This window comes from Rivihabitans pingtungensis, assembly GCF_003201855.1.
Taxonomy (GTDB): Bacteria; Pseudomonadota; Gammaproteobacteria; order Burkholderiales; family Aquaspirillaceae; genus Rivihabitans; species Rivihabitans pingtungensis.
In genome coordinates this window covers 142,374-163,496 of record NZ_QJKI01000002.1, presented here as the reverse complement: position 1 = coordinate 163,496, position 21,123 = coordinate 142,374, and the positions used below count along the sequence as shown (strand labels likewise).

The following is a 21,123-nucleotide window of genomic DNA, read 5'->3' as shown; positions in this document are numbered from 1 at the left end:
GCACAGTACGGCAGTGTCGCCATTTGCGCCAGCTACCCCACTTCAAGAAAGCGGCCACATCAATCCGGCCGTCACCAGCAAAAAGCCGACAAACACCGCGCGCAACACGCGCTCGGGCAGCCGCCGGGCGCAGGCCACGCCCCAGGAAATGGTGGACAAGCCGCCCAATGCCAGCGGCGCGCCCAGCGACCAGTTCACCTGATCGGCACGGGCATAGGTGGTCAAGGCAATCAAAGACCCCGGCACCACCAGGGCCAGCGCCAGGCCCTGCGCCGCCGCCTGCCGCTGGCCAAAGCCGCGCACCAGCATCGGCGTGGCCACCAGGCCGCCGCCCACGGTAAACAACCCCGAAAACACCCCGCTGACCACGCCCACCAGCGGCAAGCAGCGCGGCGACAACAGCCGTGGGGCGTGCTCAGGCTGCGGCGGGCGCGCCACCAGCCAGCTCAGATAACCGCACAAACCCAGCAGGAAGGCAATGAACACCCATTGCAGGGTGAGGTGATCCAGCGTCACCGCCAGCCGCGCTGCCGGATACGAAGTCAGCATGGCCAGCGCGCCCAGGCCCAGCGCCAGCCGCAGCGAAATGGCGTGATGTTGGCGATAGCGATAAAACGCCAGCAGCACATTCGGCACAATCATCACCAGCGCGGTACCCTGCGCCATGGCCTGCTCCATGCCAAACAACAGCGCCAGCACCGGGATGGCCAACAGGCCGCCGCCAATGCCCAGCAGGCCGCCAATGCCGCCCAGCGCCGCGCCCAGGCCCGCCATGGCCAGCGCCGTCCCCAGCATGCCCCAATGCGCCATCATGACAAAATCCTTGTTCAGCAAACTCAGCAGCCGACAGTGTAATCCATTCTCCCAACGCTATAATCCACGCTATTGACAAGCTATTATTGTGCTGGAGGTCAACAATGGACGGATGGTCAGACCTGGCGTTTTTTGCCGCACTGCTGCGTGCCGGCAGCCTGACTGCGCTGGCGCGCGAGCAAGGCGTTACCCCGCCGGTGATCAGCCGACGGCTGGCGGCGCTGGAGGCGCGACTGGGCATGCGACTATTGCAGCGCACCACCCGACGCATGCATTTAACCCAGGAAGGCGAGCTGTACGCCCAGCGCGGCCAGGTGCTGCTGGCCGAGCTGGAAGCGCTGGAAGCCGACGTCAGCGCCCGCCACCAAACCGTCAGCGGGCTGTTGCGGGTGAATGCCTCGTTTGGCTTTGGCCGCCGCCACATCGCCCCGGCGGTGGCGGCGTTTTCGCGCCAGCATCCGCGCGTCAGCGTGCAACTGACGCTGACCGACCGGCCGCTGAACCTGGTGGACAGCGGCTTTGACCTGGGCATTCGCGTGGGCGGCCTGCCCGACAGCCGCGACCACGCCTGCCTGCTGGCCGGCAATCGCCGGCTGCTGTGCGCCGCGCCCAGCTATCTGGCGCGCAACCCGGCGCCCGAGCGGCCCGAGGCGCTCAGCCGGCATCAATGCATTGTCATTCGGGAAAACAATCAGGCGTATGGCAACTGGCAGCTCAGCCGCGCCGGCCAGCAGGTGACGGTCAAAGTCACTGGCGGGCTGTCCACCAACGACGGCAGCACCGCGCTGGCCTGGGGGCTGGCCGGCCACGGCATTTTGCTGCGCTCCACCTGGGAAATCGCCCCGCATTTGCGCGCGGGCGAGTTGCTTGAAGTGCTGCCGGACTGGCGCTTTGCCCCGGCCGACGTGTATGCCGTCTACTCGCAGCGTGCGCAAGCGCCGGCCAAGCTCAGCCGGTTTGTGGCGTTTTTGCAGGCGCACTTTGCCGCGCACCGGGACGGGTTGGCGTGGTAGCGTCCCCTAGCCCTTCGGCAGCATCAACACCACGGTGATCATCAAGAACACCAGAAAAATCCCACGCAATTTACGATCCGGCAGGCGCTGGGCCAGCGCCACGCCGCGCGAGATGGTGGACAGCCCGCCAATCGCCAGCGGAATACCCAGTTGCCAATCCACCACGCCGGCGTGGGTGTAGGTGCCCATGGCCACCAGTGAGCTGGGCACAATCATGCACAGCCCCAGGCCCTGCGCTGCCGCCTGGCGGTAGCCAAACAGGCCCACCAGCATCGGTGAGGAAATTGTGCCGCCACCGACGGTAAACAAACCCGAAAACGCACCCGCCACCACCGACACCAAGGGCAGCCAGCGCTCGGACAGTATGCGCGGCGCCGGCGCACCCTTGGTGCGACGGGCGTACAGCTGCCAGCCCAGATAGCCCACCAGCCACAGCAAAAAGCCGATGAAAATCCAGCGCAGGGTGTGATGATCCAGCGACACCGCCAGCCGCGCGGCAGGATAAGACACCAAAATAGACACCGCGCCCAGCGTCAGCGTCCGCCGCAGCGCAATCGGGTGATGCTGGGAATAACGCCAGAACGCCAGCACCACATTGGGCGCAATCATCACCAGTGCCGTACCTTGCGCCGTGGCCTGATCCATGCCAAACAACAAGGCCAGCACCGGAATGGCCAGAATCCCGCCGCCGATGCCCAATAAGCCCCCCAGAAACCCCACCAACGCGCCCAGGGCCAGCATCCCTGGCCACACCACTATCCAACTGCTCATACCCACTCATTCGTTTTGCCTATGCACCTTGGCAGTGTAATCCATCCATTTGTCGTGGCAATTGCGATTTGAAGAAAAGTTCAGGATTCGTGCGCCATGGCCCTGCTGACGCATTGCCTCTTGCCTTGTGGGCAAGGCATCCCATCTAATACCGGATTCCCCATCGCATATGATGAATCATGGTTGCCGTTACCCGTCCCCTGGCCGACTCGCTGGCCGACGCCGCCGACCCGCAGCACTGGCTGGCCTCACTGGCCCCGCAATACACCGATGCCGAATTCGCCATGCTCGACAAGGCGTTCCGGCTGGCGCGCGAGCAATACCAAGGCCGCACGCTCAGCCACACCGGCGAAGACATGTTCAGCCACGCGGTGGCGGCGGCGGCGATTGTGGCCGACCTGAACCTGCTGGCCGACGCGGTGGCGGCGGCGCTGCTGTTCGCCACGCCAGACCTGCGCGCCGACAGCGAAGCCTGGCTGGCGCGCGAATTCAACCCGGTGGTGGCCAGCCTGGTGCAGGGCTGCCTGCGCGTGCGGCAGATTCAAGAACTGGGCAGCCAGCACGACGCCGCCACGCCTGAAGCCCGCCGACATCAGGCCGAGGCCCTGCGCCAGATGCTGCTGGCCATGGTGGCCGATATCCGCGTGGTGCTGATCAAGCTGGCCTGGCGCACGCAAACCATGTATCACCTGTCCAAAGTACCGGACGACGCCGTGCGGCGGCGGGTAGCGCGCGAAACGCTGGATATTTTTGCCCCGCTGGCCAACCGCCTGGGCGTGTGGCAAATCAAGTGGGAGCTGGAAGACCTGGCGTTTCGCCATCTGGAGCCGGACACCTACAAAAAAATCGCCAAGCTGCTGGACGAACGCCGGCTGGATCGGCTCAGCTATATCGAACAGGTGCTGGCCACGCTGCGCAACGAGCTGGCCGGCGCCGGCCTGCACGCCGACGTGGCCGGCCGGCCCAAGCACATCTACAGCATCTGGAAAAAGATGCGCAAAAAAAACCTGGATTTTTCCGAGCTGTACGACATCCGCGCCGTGCGCATCCTGGTGGATTCGATCAAGGACTGCTATACCGCGCTGGGGCTGATTCACAGCCTGTGGCAGCCGGTGCCCGGCGAATTTGACGACTACATCAACCAGCCCAAGGCCAACGACTACAAAAGCCTGCACACCGCGGTGATTGGCCCGGAAGACAAAGTGGTCGAGGTGCAAATCCGCACCTTCGAGATGCACGAGCACGCCGAATTTGGCGTGGCGGCGCATTGGCGCTACAAAGAAGGCGGCAAGGGCGACGCCGCCTACGAAGAAAAAATCGCCTGGCTGCGCCAGCTGCTGGACTGGCGCGAGGATGTCTCCGACCGCGCCGGCCTGGCCGACGCCTTCCAGACCGAGCTGTTTGCCGACACCATTTACGTGATGACGCCAGTGGGCAAGGTGCTCAGCCTGCCCACCGGCGCCACGCCGATTGATTTTGCCTACGCGGTGCACACCAATATCGGCCACCGCTGCCGCGGCGCCAAGGTGGAAGGACAGATCGTGCCATTGTCCACCCCCTTGCAGAATGGCCAGCGGGTGGAAATCCTCACCGTCAAGGAAGGCGGGCCGTCGATCAACTGGCTGCACGACGGCTGGGTGGTCAGCCACCGCGCCATCAGCAAGATTCGCCAGTGGATTCGCCAGCAAAACGCCCATATCGCCATCGACGCCGGCCGCGTGCTGTTCGACAAAGAACTGGCGCGCCTGCCCGGCCTGCAACCCAATCTGGAAGCGCTGGCCGAGCGGCTGAACCAGCGCGGCATGGACGAGGTGTACGCCGCGCTGGGCCATGGCGAATTGTCGCTAAAAGCCCTGCATCAGGCGCTGACCAGCTTTGCCGCGCCCGAACCCGCCGCCGAGCCCGACCCGGAAAGCCTGGTGCGCCGCAGCCGCGCCGGCCACGACGCCGGCGGCATCCTGATCGAAGGCGTGGACAACCTGATGACCGTGCTGGCCAAGTGCTGCAAACCGGCGCCGCCCGACCCGGTGGTGGGCTTTGTCACCCGTGGCCGGGGGATTTCCATTCACCGGGTGAATTGCCGCACGCTCAAGCGCTTGTCCGCCGACGCGCCCGAGCGGCTGATCGCCGCCGACTGGGGACGCCAGGACAACAGCCTGTTCGCCATCGACGTGGACGTAGTGGCGCGCGACCGCCCCGGCCTGCTGCGCGAATTCTCCGAAGTACTGTCGCGCGACAAGGTGAATGTCACCGCCGTGCACACCCTGAGCCGCGACGCCCACGCCCGCATGCGGCTGACCGTGGAAGTGCGCACGGTGGCCGACATCCAGCGCGTGCTGTTTCATCTGATGGAGGTCAAGGGCGTGCTGGAAGCGCGACGGGTGTAGCCGCCGCCTGGGCACGCGGATTCAGTATTTTCCGGGGGGCGCAGGCTGCCGGTTTGTGCGCAGCAACAATTTATACTGCACTGCACAAAAAATACTTGCCAAACCGCCGCGCCGGTTCGATAATCAAACCTACATCAGGACGTTGCATGCAATGTGTGCGTTTTGGTGTTGTCTCCTCCATCCTCCTTCTATAGGTGGAATTCAGCGCAACCGCCCAACCGGCCGTTGCGCTTTTTTTTTGCGGGTCTGGCCGGTAGCGGGCACCAGCACACAGTGATTTTGCAGTGCAAGATAAGTACCCTATGTGCAAGGTTTTTCTCCTGCCTTGGCCCATCACGGTTTTGCCAGCCAAAAACCGCCCCGTCACACTACACGTGCAGCCAGAAAAATCAGGCCCTTGCTGACTTTCCTGTGCGGTTTGACAGTGGTCTTCGTGCTGTAATAGAATCTACAACTTTCAAGAATTTTGACTGGAAGAGTTTCCATGAAAACCTTTTCTGCCAAGCCGCACGAGGTAAAGCGCGAATGGTTCGTGGTGGACGCCACCGACAAGGTGCTCGGCCGCCTGGCCGCCGAAATCGCCCGTCGTCTGCGCGGCAAGCACAAGCCGGAGTTCACCCCGCACGTTGATACTGGCGATTACATCGTGGTGGTTAACGCTGAAAAAATCCGCGTGACCGGCACCAAGGCCCAAGACAAGAAGTACTACCGTCACTCTGGCTACCCGGGCGGCATCTACGAGCGCACCTTTACCGAAATGCAACAGCAATTCCCGGAACGCGTGCTGGAAAAAGCCGTCAAGGGCATGCTGCCGAAAGGCCCGCTGGGCTACGCTATGCTGGCCAAGCTGAAAGTGTACGCCGGCAACGAGCACCCGCACACCGCGCAGCAGCCGAAAGCGCTGGAAATCTGATAAGGGCTGGATGAAATATGAACGGTAAATACTACTACGGCACCGGTCGTCGCAAGAGCGCAGTCGCTCGCGTCTTCCTGGCCAAGGGCAACGGCCAGATCACCGTTAACGGCAAGCCGCTGGACCAATACTTCGCCCGCGAAACCGGCCGCATGGTCGTGCGTCAACCGCTGGCGCTGACTGAGCACCTGGAAAGCTTCGACATCATGGTGAACGTGACCGGCGGCGGCGAAACCGGCCAAGCCGGCGCAGTGCGCCACGGCATCACCCGCGCCCTGATCGACTTCTCTGCCGAGCTGAAGCCGACCCTGTCCGCCGCAGGTCTGGTGACCCGCGACGCACGTGAAGTTGAACGTAAGAAGGTCGGTCTGCACAAGGCCCGCCGTCGCAAGCAGTTCTCCAAGCGTTAATCCGCTGGACTGCCGAAAAAAGCCGCCGCGAGCGGCTTTTTTCATGCCTGCGCTCTTGCGCGTGGGGTGATTGGCCTTATTTGGCAAAGTGGCTGCGCTGCGCGCAGCGCTACATTTTGGGCGGGGTTTCACCCCGCGCCCGACCCTATTTCTTTGTCTCGCCAAAGAAATAGGGGAAAGAAAGGCGACCCGGGTGTCGCGGTCAGCCCTGCGGGCTGACCGCCTTGCGCTTCTCGAAAGTCAGGGCCGGCCCGGAATGACGCGCCGCCTGCGGCGTCGCTTAGCCGGGCCGGACGACCCCCTGACTTTCTGCGATGCTCAGCGCGCCACACGGGAATCACCCCGGCTAAGCACCACCGTCTGGGCACAGCCACACGGCGCCAGAAACACGCACAAAACACCCGATGCCCCTGCTGGCAACCCTGTTGATTTTCCGCCACAGCAGTGGATAATCAAACCATCCCCCATTCTTGCTGGAGAACACTCCCCATGACTGCCGCAACCGAAACCCCGATGCCGTTCGTTTTCACCGATAGCGCCTGCAACAAAGTCAAAGACCTGATCGCCGAAGAAGGCAACCCCGAGCTGAAACTGCGCGTGTTTGTCACCGGCGGCGGCTGCTCCGGTTTTCAATACGGCTTCACCTTTGACGAAATCGCCAACGACGACGACACCCTGGTAGAAAAAGAAGGCGTGCAACTGCTGGTTGATCCGATGAGCTACCAATACTTGGTGGGCGCAGAAATCGACTATCAAGAAAGCCTGCAAGGCTCGCAGTTTGTCATCAAGAATCCGAACGCCAGCTCCACCTGCGGCTGCGGTTCGTCGTTCTCGGTGTAACAACGATTCACCCTGGCGCAGGTTTTGCCCGCGCGCACAAAAAGACGGAATCGTGCGCACAATCGCCACGCCCTGCCCTTGACGCCGCTCAAGCAGCAGGGCAGACTGAATCGAATGTCTGTCCGTCAGATACAAGCCCAAGCTCACGCTTGGGCTTTTGCCATCCTGCCGGCCAGACCCGTCACGACAGAAGAAACCAGGTGTCATGAAAACCCCGCTGCCGCCCGCCATTGTGCTGCCCAAACTGCCGCCGATTCAACGTGAATTTGTCTTCACCGACGACGACTTCGACCGCATCCGCCGCTTTATCCATCAGCGCGCCGGCATTGCCCTGAATCCCAGCAAGAAAGACATGGTGTATGGCCGGCTGGTGCGGCGCATCCGCGCATTGCAACTGCCGTCATTCACCGCTTATCTGGAACGGCTGTTTTCCGAGCGCGGTGGCGAAGAGCTGGAGCACTTTGTCAACGCGCTGACCACCAACCTGACCTATTTCTTTCGCGAAGAACACCACTTTCCGATTCTCGCCGACCACCTGCGCAGCCGCAGCAGCGAAGTCAGCATTTGGTGCTGCGCCGCCTCCACCGGCGAAGAACCCTATTCGCTGGCGATGACCGCACTGGAAGCCGCCAGCAACGGCGCGCGTCAGAATGTCAGCATTGTCGCCACCGACCTGGACACCAATGTGCTGCGAGTGGGCGCCGAGGGCATTTATGGCGCCGAGGCGATCAACAAACTGGCGCCAGGCATGGCCAGCCGCTACTTTGACCGGCTGGATGACCTGCGCTGGCGCGCCAAGCCGGCCTTGCGCCAGATGATCCGCTTTCAGCAACTGAATCTGGTCGATACGCAATGGTCGGTGCGCGGGCCGTTTGACGCGATTTTCTGCCGCAATGTGATGATTTATTTCGACCGCGACACCCAACTGGCGGTATTGCGCCGCTTTGCGCCACTGCTTAAACCGGATGGCCTGTTGTTTGTGGGTCATTCGGAGAATTTTTATCACGCGACCGATCTTTTCCGCCTGCGCGGCAAGACCGTGTACGAGCGGGTCAGCAAGGCGTAATCCCGCACAGCGGGCTATGGCGCGCCTCAACGGCGTGTCATAATCTGACGCAAGAAATTAAGAGCCGCTAACAAAACTCAGCGAAGCGGCCCTGGCCAGGCGTGTGACCGCAGACAGTACAACAAGTACGGCAAGGTCACACCACAACGCCAGGGGGTTTTGTTAGCGGCTCTAAACGCCGACGCATGCGCAGCCTTGGGCGCCTGCCGGTTATGGACCGCAATCACGCCAGCCCCGCTGGCACAAGAATGAGAAAACCCTATGAAAGTCGTGGTGTTGGGCGCCGGCGTTGTCGGAGTTTCCACTGCCTGGTTCTTGGCCAAGGCCGGTCATGAAGTCATCGTGATTGATCGCCAGGCGCAAGCCGGCATCGAAACCAGCTATGCCAATGGCGGCCAGATTTCTGTCAGCCAGTCCGAACCGTGGGCCAACCCCGGCACGCCGATGCGCGCGCTGAAATGGATGTCCAAAGAAGACGCCCCGCTGCTGTTTCGCTGGCGCTTTGATAGCCGGCAATGGTCGTGGGCGCTGAAATTTCTCACCGAATGCCGTCCGGGCCGCGCCAAGCAGAATATCCGCCAGTTGCTCAATCTGGGGCTGTACAGCCGACGGACCTTGCAGGATATCCGCGCCGAAACCGGCATCCACTACGACGAACAAACCCGTGGCATCCTGGCCATCTACCAAACCCAGCAAGCGCTGGACGAAGCGGCCAACACCTGTTTGCTGATGCAAACCTACGGCATGGACCGCAAGGTGGTCACTCGCGACCAGATTGTGGAAATCGAACCCGCCCTGCGCCATATCGCCCCCAAGCTGGCCGGCGGCACCTATTGCCCCAGCGATGAATCCGGCGACGCACGCATGTTCACCCAGCGCCTGGCCCTGCTGTGCGAAGCCGAAGGCGTGGAATTCCGCTACCACACCCGCATCAACGCCCTGCTCACCCGTGGCAGCAGCCTGAGCGGCGTGTCCATCACCGGCTCGGATGGCCAGTACGAAACGCTGACCGCCGACGCCTTTGTGATGGCCATGGGCAGTTATTCGCCGCTGCTGGCGCGCACCATCGGCATCAATCTGCCGATTTACCCGGCCAAGGGCTATTCCGCCACCGTGCCGATTGAAGAACCCGAAGTCGAAGTGCAAAACGGCGAATTTGTCGAAGGCGACAACGCGCCGATGGTCAGCATCACCGACGAAGAACACCGGCTGGTGTTCTCCCGGTTGGGCGACCGCCTGCGCATTGCCGGCACCGCTGAGTTCAATGGCTATTCCACCGAGCTGAACGCCGTGCGCTGCACCGCGCTGATCAACCGCGCCAAACAGCTGTTCCCCAGCGGGGCCGACTACAGCAACGCCATGTTCTGGACCGGCCTGCGCCCGGTGACGCCGTCCAATGTGCCGATGATTGGCCGCACCAAGGAATACAATAATCTGTTCCTGAACACCGGCCATGGCGCGCTAGGCTGGACACAAGGCCCCGGCTCGGGCCGCGCGCTGGCCGACATCATCAACGGCGACCGCCCGGAAGTGGATTTCCGCTTTATGGGCCTGTAAAAACCCGCTTCAGGCCGCAGCCACTTTTCACCCCGCCCCGCGCCACCTGCGCCTGGCGGGGTGAAGTTATTGCGGCCCCCCACGAGGATACGAATCATGTCTGAACTGTCTTTTGGCACCCCGCTCTCGCCCAACGCCCTGAAAGTCATGCTGCTGGGCAGCGGCGAGCTGGGCAAGGAAGTGGTCATCGCCCTGCAACGCCTGGGCGTGGAAACCATCGCCGTAGACCGCTACGCCAACGCCCCGGCCATGCAAGTGGCGCACCGCAGCCATGTAATCGCCATGACCGACGCCGCCGCGCTGCGCGCGCTGGTGGAAAGCGAGCGCCCGCACCTGATCGTGCCGGAAATCGAAGCCATCGCCACCGACGAGCTGGCGCGCATCGAAGCCGACGGCCTGGCCGAAGTCATCCCCACCGCCCGCGCCGCGCAACTGACCATGAACCGCGAAGGCATCCGCCGCCTGGCCGCCGAAACCCTGGGCCTGCCCACCTCGCCCTACGCCTTTGCCAGCAGCCTGGCCGAGCTGCAAGCCGCCATCGACGCCGGCATCGGCTACCCCTGCGTGATCAAGCCGGTGATGTCGTCCAGCGGCAAGGGGCAAAGCCTGGTGAAAACCGCCGACGCGCTGGCCGCCGCCTGGGATTACGCCGCCAGCGCCGGCCGGGTGGACGCCGGCCGGGTGATCGTGGAAGGCTTTATCGACTTTGACTACGAAATCACCCAGCTGACCGTGCGCGCCCGCAACGCCGATGGCGACATCGACACCTATTTTTGCGAGCCCATCGGCCACCTGCAACAACATGGCGACTACGTGGAAAGCTGGCAGCCGCAGGCCATGAGCCCGGTCGCCCGGCAAAAAGCGCGCGACTACGCCGCCGCCGTGGTCAACAACCTGGGCGGACGCGGCCTGTTTGGCGTCGAGTTGTTCATCCGTGGCGATGAAGTGTGGTTCTCTGAAGTCAGCCCGCGCCCGCACGACACCGGCCTGGTCACCCTGGCCAGCCAGACGCAAAGCGAATTTGAACTGCACGCCCGCGCCATCCTCGGCCTGCCGGTAGACACCACCATGCGCGCGCCGGCCGCCGCCAGCGCGGTGATTTACGGCGGCATGGACGCCCAGGCCATCGGCTTTGCCGGCGTGGCCCACGCCCTGACCGTGCCCGGCAGCGACCTGCGCCTGTTTGGCAAACCAGAAAGCTTTGTCCGCCGCCGCATGGGCGTGGCGCTGGCCAGCGGCGAACACGAAACCCAAGCCCGCGAGCGCGCCAAACTGGCCGCCAGCCGCGTCACCCCCGTGCAAGGAAAACCCTGATCATGAGCACCGCCACCCCCACCGAAAGCAACCCGCTGCACACCGTCACCCCGTATGAGCTGCTGGGCGGCGAAGCCATGCTCGCCCTGCTGGTGGACCGCTTTTACAATGTGATGGACCACGACCCGGCGGTGGCCGAAATCCGCCGCCTGCACCCGGCCGACCTGGAAAGCTCGCGACAAAAACTGTTCATGTTTCTGTCCGGCTGGCTGGGCGGCCCCAATCTGTATATGGAACAATTTGGCCACCCACGCCTGCGCGCCCGCCATTTGCCGTTTCCCATCAATCAATCGGCCAGCGACCAATGGATGTACTGCATGGAAAAAGCCTTTGAAGGCCTGGCAGTCGATCCCACCCTGCGCGACCAATTGATGGCCGCGCTGCGCAATACCGCCAATTTCATGCAAAACCAGCAGCCCCACCCCTGAACGCCACAGGAGCCCCCATGCAACACTGGACCGCCCTACTGGGCATCACCGCCGCCATTGGCATCGGCGCCGCCAGCCCCGGCCCCAGTTTTGTCATGGTGGCGCGCACCGCCGCCAGCCAGGGCCGCCCGCATGGCCTGCTGGCCGCCGCCGGCATTGGCACGGGCGGGCTGATATTCGCCATCCTGGCGCTATTGGGCCTGCACAGCCTGCTCAACCTGGCTCCCACCCTATACCTGGCGCTGAAACTGGCCGGTGGGCTGTATCTGGCCTGGCTGGGCTGGCGCATCTGGCGCGGCGCCCGCCAAGCGCTGGCCCTGCACGCCGCACCCAGCCCACACAGCCAGCACCGCGCCTTTGCCGCCGGCCTGGCCACCCAGCTGAGCAACCCGAAAACCGCCATCGTCTACACCAGCGTCTTTGCCGCTTTTCTGCCCGAACAGCCCGAACTGAGCTTTAAAATCCTCACCGCCCTGGCCGTGCTGCTGGTGGAAACCGGCTGGTACACCCTGGCCGCCTGGGCACTCTCCGCCCCACTGCCGCGCCAAGCCTACCTGCGCAGCAAAACCTGGGTAGACCGCGCCGCCGGCGGGGTGATGATGGCGCTTGGGCTGAAACTGGCGTGGGAAGCGGTGGAATAAAAGTGGCGCAGAACCACACACAACGCCTTAACCCCGGTACACGACCACAGATAGTGCGGGCAGTACAAGACCGTGCAAACACGCCAGGGGACTTTGTTCGCTACTCTTTATTTTGCTGCGGCATATCTCTGCTTACGCGGGGGACACTGCATCTTCGACGATCTCAATCGGGGCAAAACCCGGCTCATCCCCGCTTACGCGGGGAACTCGCGCCCTCAATTTCGCCAAGCAGCGCATACATCTTTTCGTTGAGTTTGAGCGTATTACTTGCTGTGCATACATGATGCTCAAGTTCCCCTGAAGGCTGGTCTTCGCAAGAAAACCAAGACGTTGCGCCGATGCAGTGCGCGCATTTTCATGTCACCCACCCGCCTTTTTGATCCACGAGTTCAGCACCTTGACCCGAGCTGAGTAAAAATCAGAATGGCACGAATAGTTGGCATCCGCCCATCCCAGTTCGCCCTGGTCAAAATTTGACAAAAACCCACAGGAATCTGAAACAAACTTTTCCCAGCTCACCTGGGAGGCGCGAAGATCGTTCAGTAGGTCGGGTTTTCGCAACAGCTTTCGCTCTAGCTTTTGATAGGTAGCGTTTACGAACTTGTATTGCTCATTCTGCATGCAGGCATATACGGCAGACATTGTTCCCCCGCCTGATTCTGTTTCGCAGTCCTTGGCCATCGCCGATTGCGAGCCGGCCAGCAGCACTGCCAGCAATATACGCTTCATCATGATGTCTCTCCGGTAGGCCCGGCCTGCACCAGCAGGCCGGAAATATCACGATATCATGCAGCGCAACGGAGGGCGAATTACTTCGCCAATTACTTCGCCAATCTCTCGCGCTGCTGAGTCGAACATTTCGAGGTGGTAGCGCATGGATTTCAGTTCGAGCCTAAGCGCGCCAACGTCCATGCCCAGGGCGTCGAGCTCGCGCAGCAGGTTGTCCAGCGCCGTGATTTGGCGATCCATGCCGAGGCTGACCATCACTGCGCCAGGGGAAAATCGCGGCTCATCCCCGCTTACGCGGGGAACACCTCAATCCACTGGCGCATTTTTTCAGCGGCGGCGGTTCATCCCCGCTTACGCGGGGAACACCACGTCAGTTTTTTTGCGCCATGTCGTTGCATCGGTTCATCCCCGCTTACGCGGGGAACACGCCACATCTGATTTTTTGAAAAATTTCGCCTGCGGTTCATCCCCGCTTACGCGGGGAACACTCCCTCAGCTTCCAACCAGTCGTATTCATCGACGGTTCATCCCCGCTTACGCGGGGAACACATATCGTCAGATTGGCGTTGAGTCATCGCTTGCGGTTCATCCCCGCTTACGCGGGGAACACCATTGATCCAATCAATTTCGGCAAGGTTATTGCGGTTCATCCCCGCTTACGCGGGGAACACGTTTGGATTTCGTCTGCGTTGCATTTGGTGATCGGTTCATCCCCGCTTACGCGGGGAACACGCTTAGCGCAGTTTACTGGAGAGAAAACAAATCGGTTCATCCCCGCTTACGCGGGGAACACGCGGCTGCGGCTGTGCTTGCGGCTGCGGCTGTGCGGTTCATCCCCGCTTACGCGGGGAACACGCAAGCGGCGGTCGCTGACGGCTATACCGGCACGGTTCATCCCCGCTTACGCGGGGAACACGTGGCCGGGTGATGGCGGTGGACAATCAGGTGCGGTTCATCCCCGCTTACGCGGGGAACACCGCGGCATGCGCTTCAACTTGGCGCAGCCGCGCGGTTCATCCCCGCTTACGCGGGGAACACAAGATGCGCTGTCGCAGTACACAATTCCGAAACGGTTCATCCCCGCTTACGCGGGGAACACCCGGCACGGAGTGGGCCATCCGAGATGGCCAGCGGTTCATCCCCGCTTACGCGGGGAACACTGGCCGGTAATCCGGGCGTCGGCGGCGTCCAGCGGTTCATCCCCGCTTACGCGGGGAACACCTCGATCACCTACGTTGTGCGCGATGGCAAATCGGTTCATCCCCGCTTACGCGGGGAACACGTGCGCCATGTGTATCCGGTTGACCCAACCGTCGGTTCATCCCCGCTTACGCGGGGAACACGCGGTCGATTTCAGCGGCAATAACTGCCCGACCGGTTCATCCCCGCTTACGCGGGGAACACGCTAACGGCCGACTGGATGCTGTCGAGTTTGCCGGTTCATCCCCGCTTACGCGGGGAACACATTCGCTTGATGTTGTCATCATCGGAACGATTCGGTTCATCCCCGCTTACGCGGGGAACACGGGTCTCGCGCGGGTGCGCCATTACAGCACCCGCGGTTCATCCCCGCTTACGCGGGGAACACCCGGGTTCCGGTTTTGGCCGCATCGGCCGCACCGGTTCATCCCCGCTTACGCGGGGAACACAGTTTGGCCGCCGGTGGCGCGCACGGCCCAGTAGGTTCATCCCCGCTTACGCGGGGAACACGAGCTGAAGAAGGCACATATTGAAGACCCTGACGGTTCATCCCCGCTTACGCGGGGAACACCATGGCCTGCCTGTGTCGTTTACCACAGCGGGGCGGTTCATCCCCGCTTACGCGGGGAACACCCAAAGCCATTCAGGCCGGAAATGGGGTTGATCGGTTCATCCCCGCTTACGCGGGGAACACTTGATTTTCAGCACCATTTCGACAAAGTACGGCGGTTCATCCCCGCTTACGCGGGGAACACGATGCTCCCCGCGCCAAACAACTCTGCAGCCACGGTTCATCCCCGCTTACGCGGGGAACACGCGCGGCGGGGACCTGGGCGATGGGGAGTTCCGCGGTTCATCCCCGCTTACGCGGGGAACACGTGGGACATAGCGCAGCGCGCGGGCGGGTTCTACGGTTCATCCCCGCTTACGCGGGGAACACCCGCTGCGCGATTGACGAGAACCACACCATGAGGGTTCATCCCCGCTTACGCGGGGAACACTCTGCCAAAGCGTAGTTCTTGGCAAAAAACGCCGGTTCATCCCCGCTTACGCGGGGAACACAAACACGGCCCGCCGGTCTATCTCTCGTCTGTCGGTTCATCCCCGCTTACGCGGGGAACACCCTTCGTTAAGCTTTTCATGGGCTAAACCAGTCGGTTCATCCCCGCTTACGCGGGGAACACTTCCGAGAGTTGCTTTTCGGCTTCAATGCGCGCGGTTCATCCCCGCTTACGCGGGGAACACAGATTCCCCGCGAATCGCTGGGGGTGGCGGTGCGGTTCATCCCCGCTTACGCGGGGAACACTCAAAAAAAATCCTTCAAGGCCACACGGGCATGCGGTTCATCCCCGCTTACGCGGGGAACACTTAGACCGCTCACTCACCAAATCTTTCCAGCGCGGTTCATCCCCGCTTACGCGGGGAACACAATTTTTGGACGGCTACGGCATGCCTATGCGCCGGTTCATCCCCGCTTACGCGGGGAACACTGGTCGGTATGCCATGGGCTGTTTTTCCCGCTCGGTTCATCCCCGCTTACGCGGGGAACACCAAGATTTTAGCGATTGACCGCATCGACACGTCGGTTCATCCCCGCTTACGCGGGGAACACGTTATTCCCTTTCAATCGGATTTTTCTTGCCGCGGTTCATCCCCGCTTACGCGGGGAACACCAAAATTTCGCGAGCGCGAAAAATCGCGCTGGCGGTTCATCCCCGCTTACGCGGGGAACACCCAGCACCCACAAGGCGCGGTTCAGCTTAACACGGTTCATCCCCGCTTACGCGGGGAACACGCTGCTTGGCGTCCATCCGATGGTCATCATGACGGTTCATCCCCGCTTACGCGGGGAACACCTATTTGGGGCTGTGCGCGACCACATGCATGACGGTTCATCCCCGCTTACGCGGGGAACACGCCTTGATTGAGTCAGTGAGCTGGTCAACCTGCGGTTCATCCCCGCTTACGCGGGGAACACAGGTAGGCGCGTCGCATTTTGACCTGTTTTACCGGTTCATCCCCGCTTACGCGGGGAACACTTTGCCGTCGATGATTTTGCAGATGGCGTTGTCGGTTCATCCCCGCTTACGCGGGGAACACCTGAAAATGAAGGACGATGAACAACTGGCTGCCGGTTCATCCCCGCTTACGCGGGGAACACCGCTGAGATAGCCGCTTCCAGTGCAGTTTGCCCGGTTCATCCCCGCTTACGCGGGGAACACACCAAATCCAAGCAACTGATCCAAAACAGCTTTTTCCCCCATCAAAAATCCACCAACTTTTTCCGTGGTGAACTCCCTCCAGGCGGCCATCCGGATCGACCATTAATTTAGCATTTTTTAACCTGCCAGTTACACTACGTTACAAAACCCGGCGCGCTCGACACCCTGGGGACACATGGCTCTGTTTCAATGGTCTGATGCGTTCAGGCCCGGCGTGTGGCCGGGGCGGACAGGGGAGGATGGCGTGAAATTTCCAGGCAAGTGGCCGGCATGGGGCTGGCGCGGGTGGGGTGTGGTGGTGATGCTGTTGGCGGCGGCCGGGTGGTGGGGGTGGCGGCAGTGGTCGGCGGCGGCGCAGCCGGGCTATGTCACCCAGACGGTAGCCGTGGGCACGCTGGAAAAAGTGGTCACCGCGCTGGGCAGTGTGCAGCCCAAGGATTATGTGGATGTCGGCACCCAGGTGTCGGGGCAGTTGCGTGAGCTGCACGTGAAAATTGGCGACACGGTGCAAAAAGGCCAGTTGCTGGCCGAGGTGGACCCCACCGTGTACGCCACGCGGGTGGCGGCGGATAAGGCCAGTTTGCGCGATTTGCAGGCGCAGCGCGCGCGCCAGGCCTCGGTGTTGCAGCTGGCCGAGGTGCAGAAAAAACGCACGCGCGAGTTGCTGGCCTTGAGCGCCGCTTCGCAGGATGCGGTGGACATGGCCGACGCCGCAGCGGCGCAGGCGCGCGCCACGCTGGAATCGCTGGCGGCGCAGATCGACAAGGCGGAATCCACCCTGGCCGGCGACGAGGCCAATCTGGGCTACACCAAGATTTATGCGCCGATGGATGGCGTGGTGGTGTCGCAGCCGGTGTTCAAGGGTCAGACGGTGAATTCGGCGCAGCAGGCGCCCACGCTGATGCGGGTGGCCAATCTGGATGTGATGACGGTCAACGCCCAGGTGGCCGAGGCCGATGTGCCGCAGCTCAAGCCCGGCATGCCGGTGTATTTCACCACGCTGGGCCACGCCGAGCGGCGCTATCAAAGCCGCATTCGCCAGATTTTGCCCACCCCGGAAAAAGTCAACGATGTGGTGTTGTTCACCGTGCTGATCGACATCGACAACCGCGCGCGCGAGCTGATGACCAGTATGACCACGCAAACCTTTTTTGTGCTGGGCCGCGCGGAAAATCTGCCGGTGGTGCCGCTGTCGGCGCTGCGGCCGCTGGGCGAGGGCGGCAAGCTGTATGGCGCGCGGGTGCTCACCGAAAACGGCATTGAGCGGCGCCAAGTCAAGGTGGCGTTAAGCAGCCGCACCGAGGCGGCGATTGCCAGCGGCCTGGCGGCGGGCGAGACGCTGATTGTCAGCGATGGCCGGCCGCGCGCGGGCAAGGCCGGCGGCGGCAAGAGCAATAACCCCAGCGCGGGCGCGCGTCCGCCCGGCCCGCCGGGAGGCCCGATGTGAGCGCGCCCCTGATCGAACTGGCGGCGGTGTCGCGCTGCTACCCCAATGGCGACAGCGAGGTGCGCGCGCTGGATGAAGTCAGCCTGCGCATTGCCCAGGGCGAGTTTATTGCCCTGCTCGGGCCGTCCGGCTGCGGCAAGTCCACGCTGATGAATGTGCTGGGCTGCCTGGATCGGCCCAGCAGCGGGGTGTATCGGGTGAATGGCCAGGATGTCAGCGCGCTGGATGCCGACACGCTGGCCAGCCTGCGCCGCGACACCTTTGGCTTTGTGTTTCAGCGCTATAACCTGATCGCCACCGCCAGCGCCACCGACAATGTCGCCCTGCCGGCGATTTATGCCGGCCTGCCCTTGGCGGCGCGTCAGGCGCGGGCGCGGGCGCTATTGGCCAAGCTGGGTCTGGCCGAACGCGCCGGCCATCGGCCCGGACAGTTGTCCGGCGGCCAGCAGCAGCGGGTGTCGATTGCCCGCGCGCTGATGAACGACGCGCCCGTGGTGCTGGCCGACGAGCCTACCGGCGCGCTGGACACCCGCAGCGGCCAGGAGGTGCTGGCGCTGCTCAAGCAGCTGCACGGCGAGGGCCGCACCATTATTTTGATTACCCACGATCTGGACATCGCCCGCCACGCCGAGCGCATTGTGCGCCTGCGCGATGGCCGGGTGGAGTCCGACAGCGGCCCGGTGGCGCGCGCGTCTGCGCCGCTGCCGGCGCGGCCGCCCTCCGGCCAGCCCAGCTTGCGCGCCGAGCTGGGCGAATCGCTGAGCATGGCGTTTACCGCCTTGCGCGCCAATGTGTTTCGCACCGTGCTGACCTTGTTGGGGGTGATTATCGGCGTGGCGGCGGTGGTGGCGATGATGGCGATTGGCGACGGCGGCAAGCGCGATGTGCTGGCGCGGATTTCCGCCATGGGCACCAATCTGCTGCTGGTGCGCCCCGGCGCGCCCGGCGTGCGCCCCAGCGGCGAGCTGGCCTCGCTGACCCTGGCCGACGCCGCCGCGCTGGAAAAAGTCAGCGGCGTGGAGGCGGTGTCGCCCGAGCGCGGCGGCAGCGTCACCTTGCGGGTGGGCAATCTGGATTACCGCACGCAAATCAAGGGCGTGTGGGCCAATTATCCGCAGGTGCGCGATTGGCCGGTGGCGGAGGGGATGTTTTTCAGCAAAGCGGACGTGGACGGCTACGCGCCAGTGATTGTGTTGGGCAGCACGGTGGCGGACAGTTTGTTCCCCGATGGCCGCTCGCCGCTGGGCCGCTATGTGCTGGTGAAAAACGTGCCGTTTGAAGTGGTGGGCGTGCTCAGCAGCAAGGGCGCCACGCCGTTTGGCAGCGACCAGGACGATATTGTGCTGATTCCGCTCACCACCGGCTTTATGCGCGTGTTTGGCAAGCAATACGCCAGCTCGGTGACGGTGCGAGTGAAAGACGTCAGCCAGATCGACGCCGTCGAGTCCGCCGTGCGCGAGCTGCTGCTGGCGCGCCACCAGACCGAGGATTTTCAGGTGCGCAATACCGCGTCGATTCTGGAAACCGCCAGCGAAACGCAAAACACCCTGACCGTGCTACTGGGCTCGGTGGCGGCGATTTCGCTGCTGGTGGGCGGCATTGGCGTGATGAACATCATGCTGGTGTCGGTGACCGAACGCACCCGCGAAATCGGCGTGCGCATGGCCACCGGCGCACGCATGCGCGACATTTTGCTGCAATTCAATATCGAAGCCATTGTGGTGTGCGGCGCTGGCGGCGCGCTGGGCATTGTGCTGGGCGTGCTCAGCGCCTGGCTGGCCGCCAGCGCCGGGGTGAGCGTGGCGTTTTCGCCCTGGCCGGCACTGCTGGCCTTCAGTTGCGCCTTTGTCACCGGCTGCGTGTTTGGCTACCTGCCGGCGCGCAAGGCAGCCAGCATGGACCCGGTGCAAGCCCTGGCGGCGGAGTAAGCCATGCGCCGCCATCCACTCCTGCCAGAAAGAACCCAGATGATGATGTCTCTGCGCCCCTTGATCCGCCTGACCTGGCTGGCCCCGGTGCTGGCGCTGGCCGCCTGCGGCGCGCAGGTGGCCCCGTTGGTGAAACCCACGCTGCCGGCCAGCCACTGGCAAGCCGCCCTGCCGGCCGACACGCCGCAGGCCCACGGCTGGCAGGATTATCACAGCGCCGAATTGCTGCGCCTGCAAGCGCAGGCGCTGGCCGGCAACCCCGGCTGGCAAGCGGCGCTCAGCCGGGTGGCGCAGGCGCGCGCCAGCCTGGCGGCGGTGGACGGCGCCCGCCAGCCGCAACTGAACCTCAGCGGCAACCGCGCCAGCAGCCAGACCCGCCAGCAAGGTAGCGAGCAAAACACTGAAAACTGGCAGGCCGGCGCCAGCGTGGCCTACGAAGTCGATCTGTGGGGCCGGCTGGCCGCAGGCAGCCGCTCGGCACAAGCCAGCGCCGAGGCCAGTGAATACGCCGCCGCCAGCACCCGGCTGCTGCTGGAAACCGACGTCGCCAGTGGCTATTTTCGGCTGTGCCTGCTGGACGAGCGCCTGCGGCTGAACGACGAGGACATTGCCGCCGCCCGCACCATCCTGCGTGGGCTGGAAGGCAAGCAGCGCGTCGGCGCCGCTTCGCAGCTGGATATCGCCCAGCAGGCGCAATTGCTGGCCACGCAAGAAGCCGCGCGCGCCAGCCTGCTGGCGCAACGTGGCGCGGCGCTGACTGCGCTGGCGGTGCTGGTGGGCGCGCCGCCGCAGGGCTTTGCCGTGGCCACCCAGCCGCTGGCGCAGCTGACGGCGCTCAGCCCGGCCTTGCGCCAGCCGGGCGAGCTACTGGCCCGTCGGCCAGACATCGCCCAGGCCGAGGCGCTGTTGCGCGCCGCCGATGCCGATGTGGACGCGGCGCGGGCGGCGTTTTTCCCCAAGCTCACCCTCAGCGCCAGCAGCCTGTGGGCAGCCAGCGGCGGCGGGCCGGCCGGGCTGGCGGCGTCTTTGCTGGCCGGCTTGTCGGCGCCGCTGTGGGACGGCGGCCAACTGAACGCCGGCTTGCAGCGCAACGCCGCCCGCCGCGACGAACTGACCGCCAACTACCGCGCCAGCCTGTTGACCGCGCTGAAAGAAGGCGAAGACGCGCTGGATGGCCTGGCCCGCCAGCAAAGCCGCGACGCCGCGCTGGCGCGGGCGCTGACGGCAGCTGAGCAAAGCTACGCGCTGGCGCAAGGCCGGCTGCGCGCCGGCGCGCTGGACGGCCTGTCTTTGTTGAATGCCCAGCGCACACTGATCGCCAGCCGCGACAGCCGCGCGCAATCGCGCTTTGACAGCCTGCAAGCCGGCATTGCCTTGTACAAGGCGCTGGGCGGCGGCTGGACAAGCGAGCACTGAGCCGTGCGCGCCGTCATGTGACACACCT

At 63.6% G+C, this 21,123-nt stretch carries 17 protein-coding genes and 1 CRISPR repeat array; of the genes, 13 read left to right on the top strand and 4 right to left on the bottom strand.

From position 1 onward, the window contains the following. Window positions 1–42 precede the first annotated feature (42 nt). Window positions 43–813 carry a sulfite exporter TauE/SafE family protein gene (locus DFR34_RS02660; RefSeq protein ID WP_110389707.1) on the bottom strand — a complete coding sequence of 257 codons (771 nt, stop codon included), beginning with the start codon at window positions 811–813 and terminating at the stop codon, window positions 43–45. Window positions 814–917: 104 nt separating this feature from the next. Here DFR34_RS02660 and DFR34_RS02655 point away from each other — a divergent pair, with 104 nt between their 5' ends. Further along, a complete protein-coding gene (locus tag DFR34_RS02655; RefSeq protein ID WP_110389613.1) occupies window positions 918–1,826 on the top strand; it encodes a LysR family transcriptional regulator in 909 nt (302 codons plus the stop codon). 6 nt (window positions 1,827–1,832) lie between these two features. Here DFR34_RS02655 and DFR34_RS02650 read toward each other — a convergent pair whose 3' ends face one another. Further along, entirely contained in the window at window positions 1,833–2,597 is a 765-nt protein-coding gene (locus DFR34_RS02650; protein ID WP_110389612.1) for a sulfite exporter TauE/SafE family protein, read from the bottom strand. 179 nt (window positions 2,598–2,776) lie between these two features. On the opposite strand from DFR34_RS02650, the gene DFR34_RS02645 reads away from it, so the two are divergent. From DFR34_RS02645 to DFR34_RS02605, 9 genes are all read left to right on the top strand, one after another. Further along, window positions 2,777–4,984, top strand: coding sequence for a RelA/SpoT family protein (locus DFR34_RS02645; RefSeq protein WP_110389611.1), 2,208 nt, complete (start codon window positions 2,777–2,779; stop codon window positions 4,982–4,984). 484 nt (window positions 4,985–5,468) lie between these two features. Next, window positions 5,469–5,897, top strand: a complete 429-nt coding sequence (gene rplM / locus DFR34_RS02640) for a 50S ribosomal protein L13 (protein WP_110389610.1) — start codon at window positions 5,469–5,471, stop codon at window positions 5,895–5,897. A gap of 17 nt (window positions 5,898–5,914) precedes the next feature. Next, a complete protein-coding gene (rpsI, locus tag DFR34_RS02635; RefSeq protein WP_110389609.1) occupies window positions 5,915–6,307 on the top strand; it encodes a 30S ribosomal protein S9 in 393 nt (130 codons plus the stop codon). Between the two features lie 489 nt (window positions 6,308–6,796). Next, window positions 6,797–7,147, top strand: coding sequence for an iron-sulfur cluster insertion protein ErpA (gene erpA / locus DFR34_RS02630; protein ID WP_110389608.1), 351 nt, complete (start codon window positions 6,797–6,799; stop codon window positions 7,145–7,147). 205 nt (window positions 7,148–7,352) lie between these two features. Beyond that, the gene (locus DFR34_RS02625; RefSeq protein WP_110389607.1) at window positions 7,353–8,213 is read left to right on the top strand and encodes a CheR family methyltransferase; all 861 of its coding nucleotides are present in this window, start codon (window positions 7,353–7,355) and stop codon (window positions 8,211–8,213) included. Between the two features lie 261 nt (window positions 8,214–8,474). Then, window positions 8,475–9,770: a D-amino acid dehydrogenase gene (locus tag DFR34_RS02620; RefSeq protein WP_110389606.1), complete on the top strand. Its 1,296-nt coding sequence runs from the start codon at window positions 8,475–8,477 to the stop codon at window positions 9,768–9,770. Window positions 9,771–9,866: 96 nt separating this feature from the next. Next, entirely contained in the window at window positions 9,867–11,084 is a 1,218-nt protein-coding gene (gene purT, locus DFR34_RS02615; protein WP_211309270.1) for a formate-dependent phosphoribosylglycinamide formyltransferase, read from the top strand. A 2-nt stretch (window positions 11,085–11,086) separates the two neighbouring features. After that, window positions 11,087–11,512, top strand: a complete 426-nt coding sequence (locus DFR34_RS02610; RefSeq protein WP_211309269.1) for a group II truncated hemoglobin — start codon at window positions 11,087–11,089, stop codon at window positions 11,510–11,512. A 17-nt stretch (window positions 11,513–11,529) separates the two neighbouring features. Further along, window positions 11,530–12,153: a LysE family translocator gene (locus DFR34_RS02605; protein WP_110389605.1), complete on the top strand. Its 624-nt coding sequence runs from the start codon at window positions 11,530–11,532 to the stop codon at window positions 12,151–12,153. 360 nt (window positions 12,154–12,513) lie between these two features. Here DFR34_RS02605 and DFR34_RS02600 read toward each other — a convergent pair whose 3' ends face one another. Together DFR34_RS02600 and DFR34_RS02595 are read right to left on the bottom strand one after the other, a co-directional pair. Then, window positions 12,514–12,885, bottom strand: a complete 372-nt coding sequence (locus tag DFR34_RS02600) for a lysozyme inhibitor LprI family protein (RefSeq protein WP_110389604.1) — start codon at window positions 12,883–12,885, stop codon at window positions 12,514–12,516. Window positions 12,886–12,930: 45 nt separating this feature from the next. After that, on the bottom strand, window positions 12,931–13,122 hold the full coding sequence (locus tag DFR34_RS02595; RefSeq protein WP_146215035.1) for a hypothetical protein: 192 nt from the start codon (window positions 13,120–13,122) through the stop codon (window positions 12,931–12,933). Window positions 13,123–13,158: 36 nt separating this feature from the next. Beyond that, window positions 13,159–16,304: a CRISPR direct-repeat array (repeat unit 29 nt; unit sequence CGGTTCATCCCCGCTTACGCGGGGAACAC). A 244-nt stretch (window positions 16,305–16,548) separates the two neighbouring features. Here DFR34_RS02595 and DFR34_RS02590 point away from each other — a divergent pair. The 3 genes from DFR34_RS02590 to DFR34_RS02580 are packed head-to-tail and all read left to right on the top strand — an operon-like array spanning window position 16,549 to window position 21,095. Further along, entirely contained in the window at window positions 16,549–17,751 is a 1,203-nt protein-coding gene (locus DFR34_RS02590; RefSeq protein WP_158281719.1) for an efflux RND transporter periplasmic adaptor subunit, read from the top strand. Further along, on the top strand, window positions 17,748–19,679 hold the full coding sequence (locus DFR34_RS02585; RefSeq protein WP_110389601.1) for a MacB family efflux pump subunit: 1,932 nt from the start codon (window positions 17,748–17,750) through the stop codon (window positions 19,677–19,679). Before DFR34_RS02590 ends, DFR34_RS02585 begins: the two co-directional genes overlap by 4 nt. A 39-nt stretch (window positions 19,680–19,718) precedes the next feature. Continuing rightward, complete coding sequence (locus DFR34_RS02580) at window positions 19,719–21,095, top strand: efflux transporter outer membrane subunit (protein WP_158281718.1); 1,377 nt, start codon at window positions 19,719–19,721, stop codon at window positions 21,093–21,095. Window positions 21,096–21,123: the final 28 nt, after the last annotated feature.

Bases quoted from the DNA above. Each gene is read 5' to 3' on its own strand.
- DFR34_RS02625 (WP_110389607.1), top strand. From the start codon at position 7,353: ATGAAAACCCCGCTGCCGCCCGCCATTGTGCTGCCCAAACTGCCGCCG.
- purT (WP_211309270.1), top strand. From the start codon at position 9,867: ATGTCTGAACTGTCTTTTGGCACCCCGCTCTCGCCCAACGCCCTGAAA.
- rplM (WP_110389610.1), top strand. From the start codon at position 5,469: ATGAAAACCTTTTCTGCCAAGCCGCACGAGGTAAAGCGCGAATGGTTC.
- DFR34_RS02610 (WP_211309269.1), top strand. From the start codon at position 11,087: ATGAGCACCGCCACCCCCACCGAAAGCAACCCGCTGCACACCGTCACC.
- DFR34_RS02660 (WP_110389707.1), bottom strand. From the start codon at position 813: ATGATGGCGCATTGGGGCATGCTGGGGACGGCGCTGGCCATGGCGGGC.
- DFR34_RS02645 (WP_110389611.1), top strand. From the start codon at position 2,777: ATGGTTGCCGTTACCCGTCCCCTGGCCGACTCGCTGGCCGACGCCGCC.
- DFR34_RS02580 (WP_158281718.1), top strand. From the start codon at position 19,719: ATGATGATGTCTCTGCGCCCCTTGATCCGCCTGACCTGGCTGGCCCCG.
- rpsI (WP_110389609.1), top strand. From the start codon at position 5,915: ATGAACGGTAAATACTACTACGGCACCGGTCGTCGCAAGAGCGCAGTC.
- DFR34_RS02605 (WP_110389605.1), top strand. From the start codon at position 11,530: ATGCAACACTGGACCGCCCTACTGGGCATCACCGCCGCCATTGGCATC.
- DFR34_RS02595 (WP_146215035.1), bottom strand. From the start codon at position 13,122: ATGGATCGCCAAATCACGGCGCTGGACAACCTGCTGCGCGAGCTCGAC.
- DFR34_RS02620 (WP_110389606.1), top strand. From the start codon at position 8,475: ATGAAAGTCGTGGTGTTGGGCGCCGGCGTTGTCGGAGTTTCCACTGCC.
- DFR34_RS02600 (WP_110389604.1), bottom strand. From the start codon at position 12,885: ATGATGAAGCGTATATTGCTGGCAGTGCTGCTGGCCGGCTCGCAATCG.
- erpA (WP_110389608.1), top strand. From the start codon at position 6,797: ATGACTGCCGCAACCGAAACCCCGATGCCGTTCGTTTTCACCGATAGC.
- DFR34_RS02655 (WP_110389613.1), top strand. From the start codon at position 918: ATGGACGGATGGTCAGACCTGGCGTTTTTTGCCGCACTGCTGCGTGCC.
- DFR34_RS02650 (WP_110389612.1), bottom strand. From the start codon at position 2,597: ATGAGCAGTTGGATAGTGGTGTGGCCAGGGATGCTGGCCCTGGGCGCG.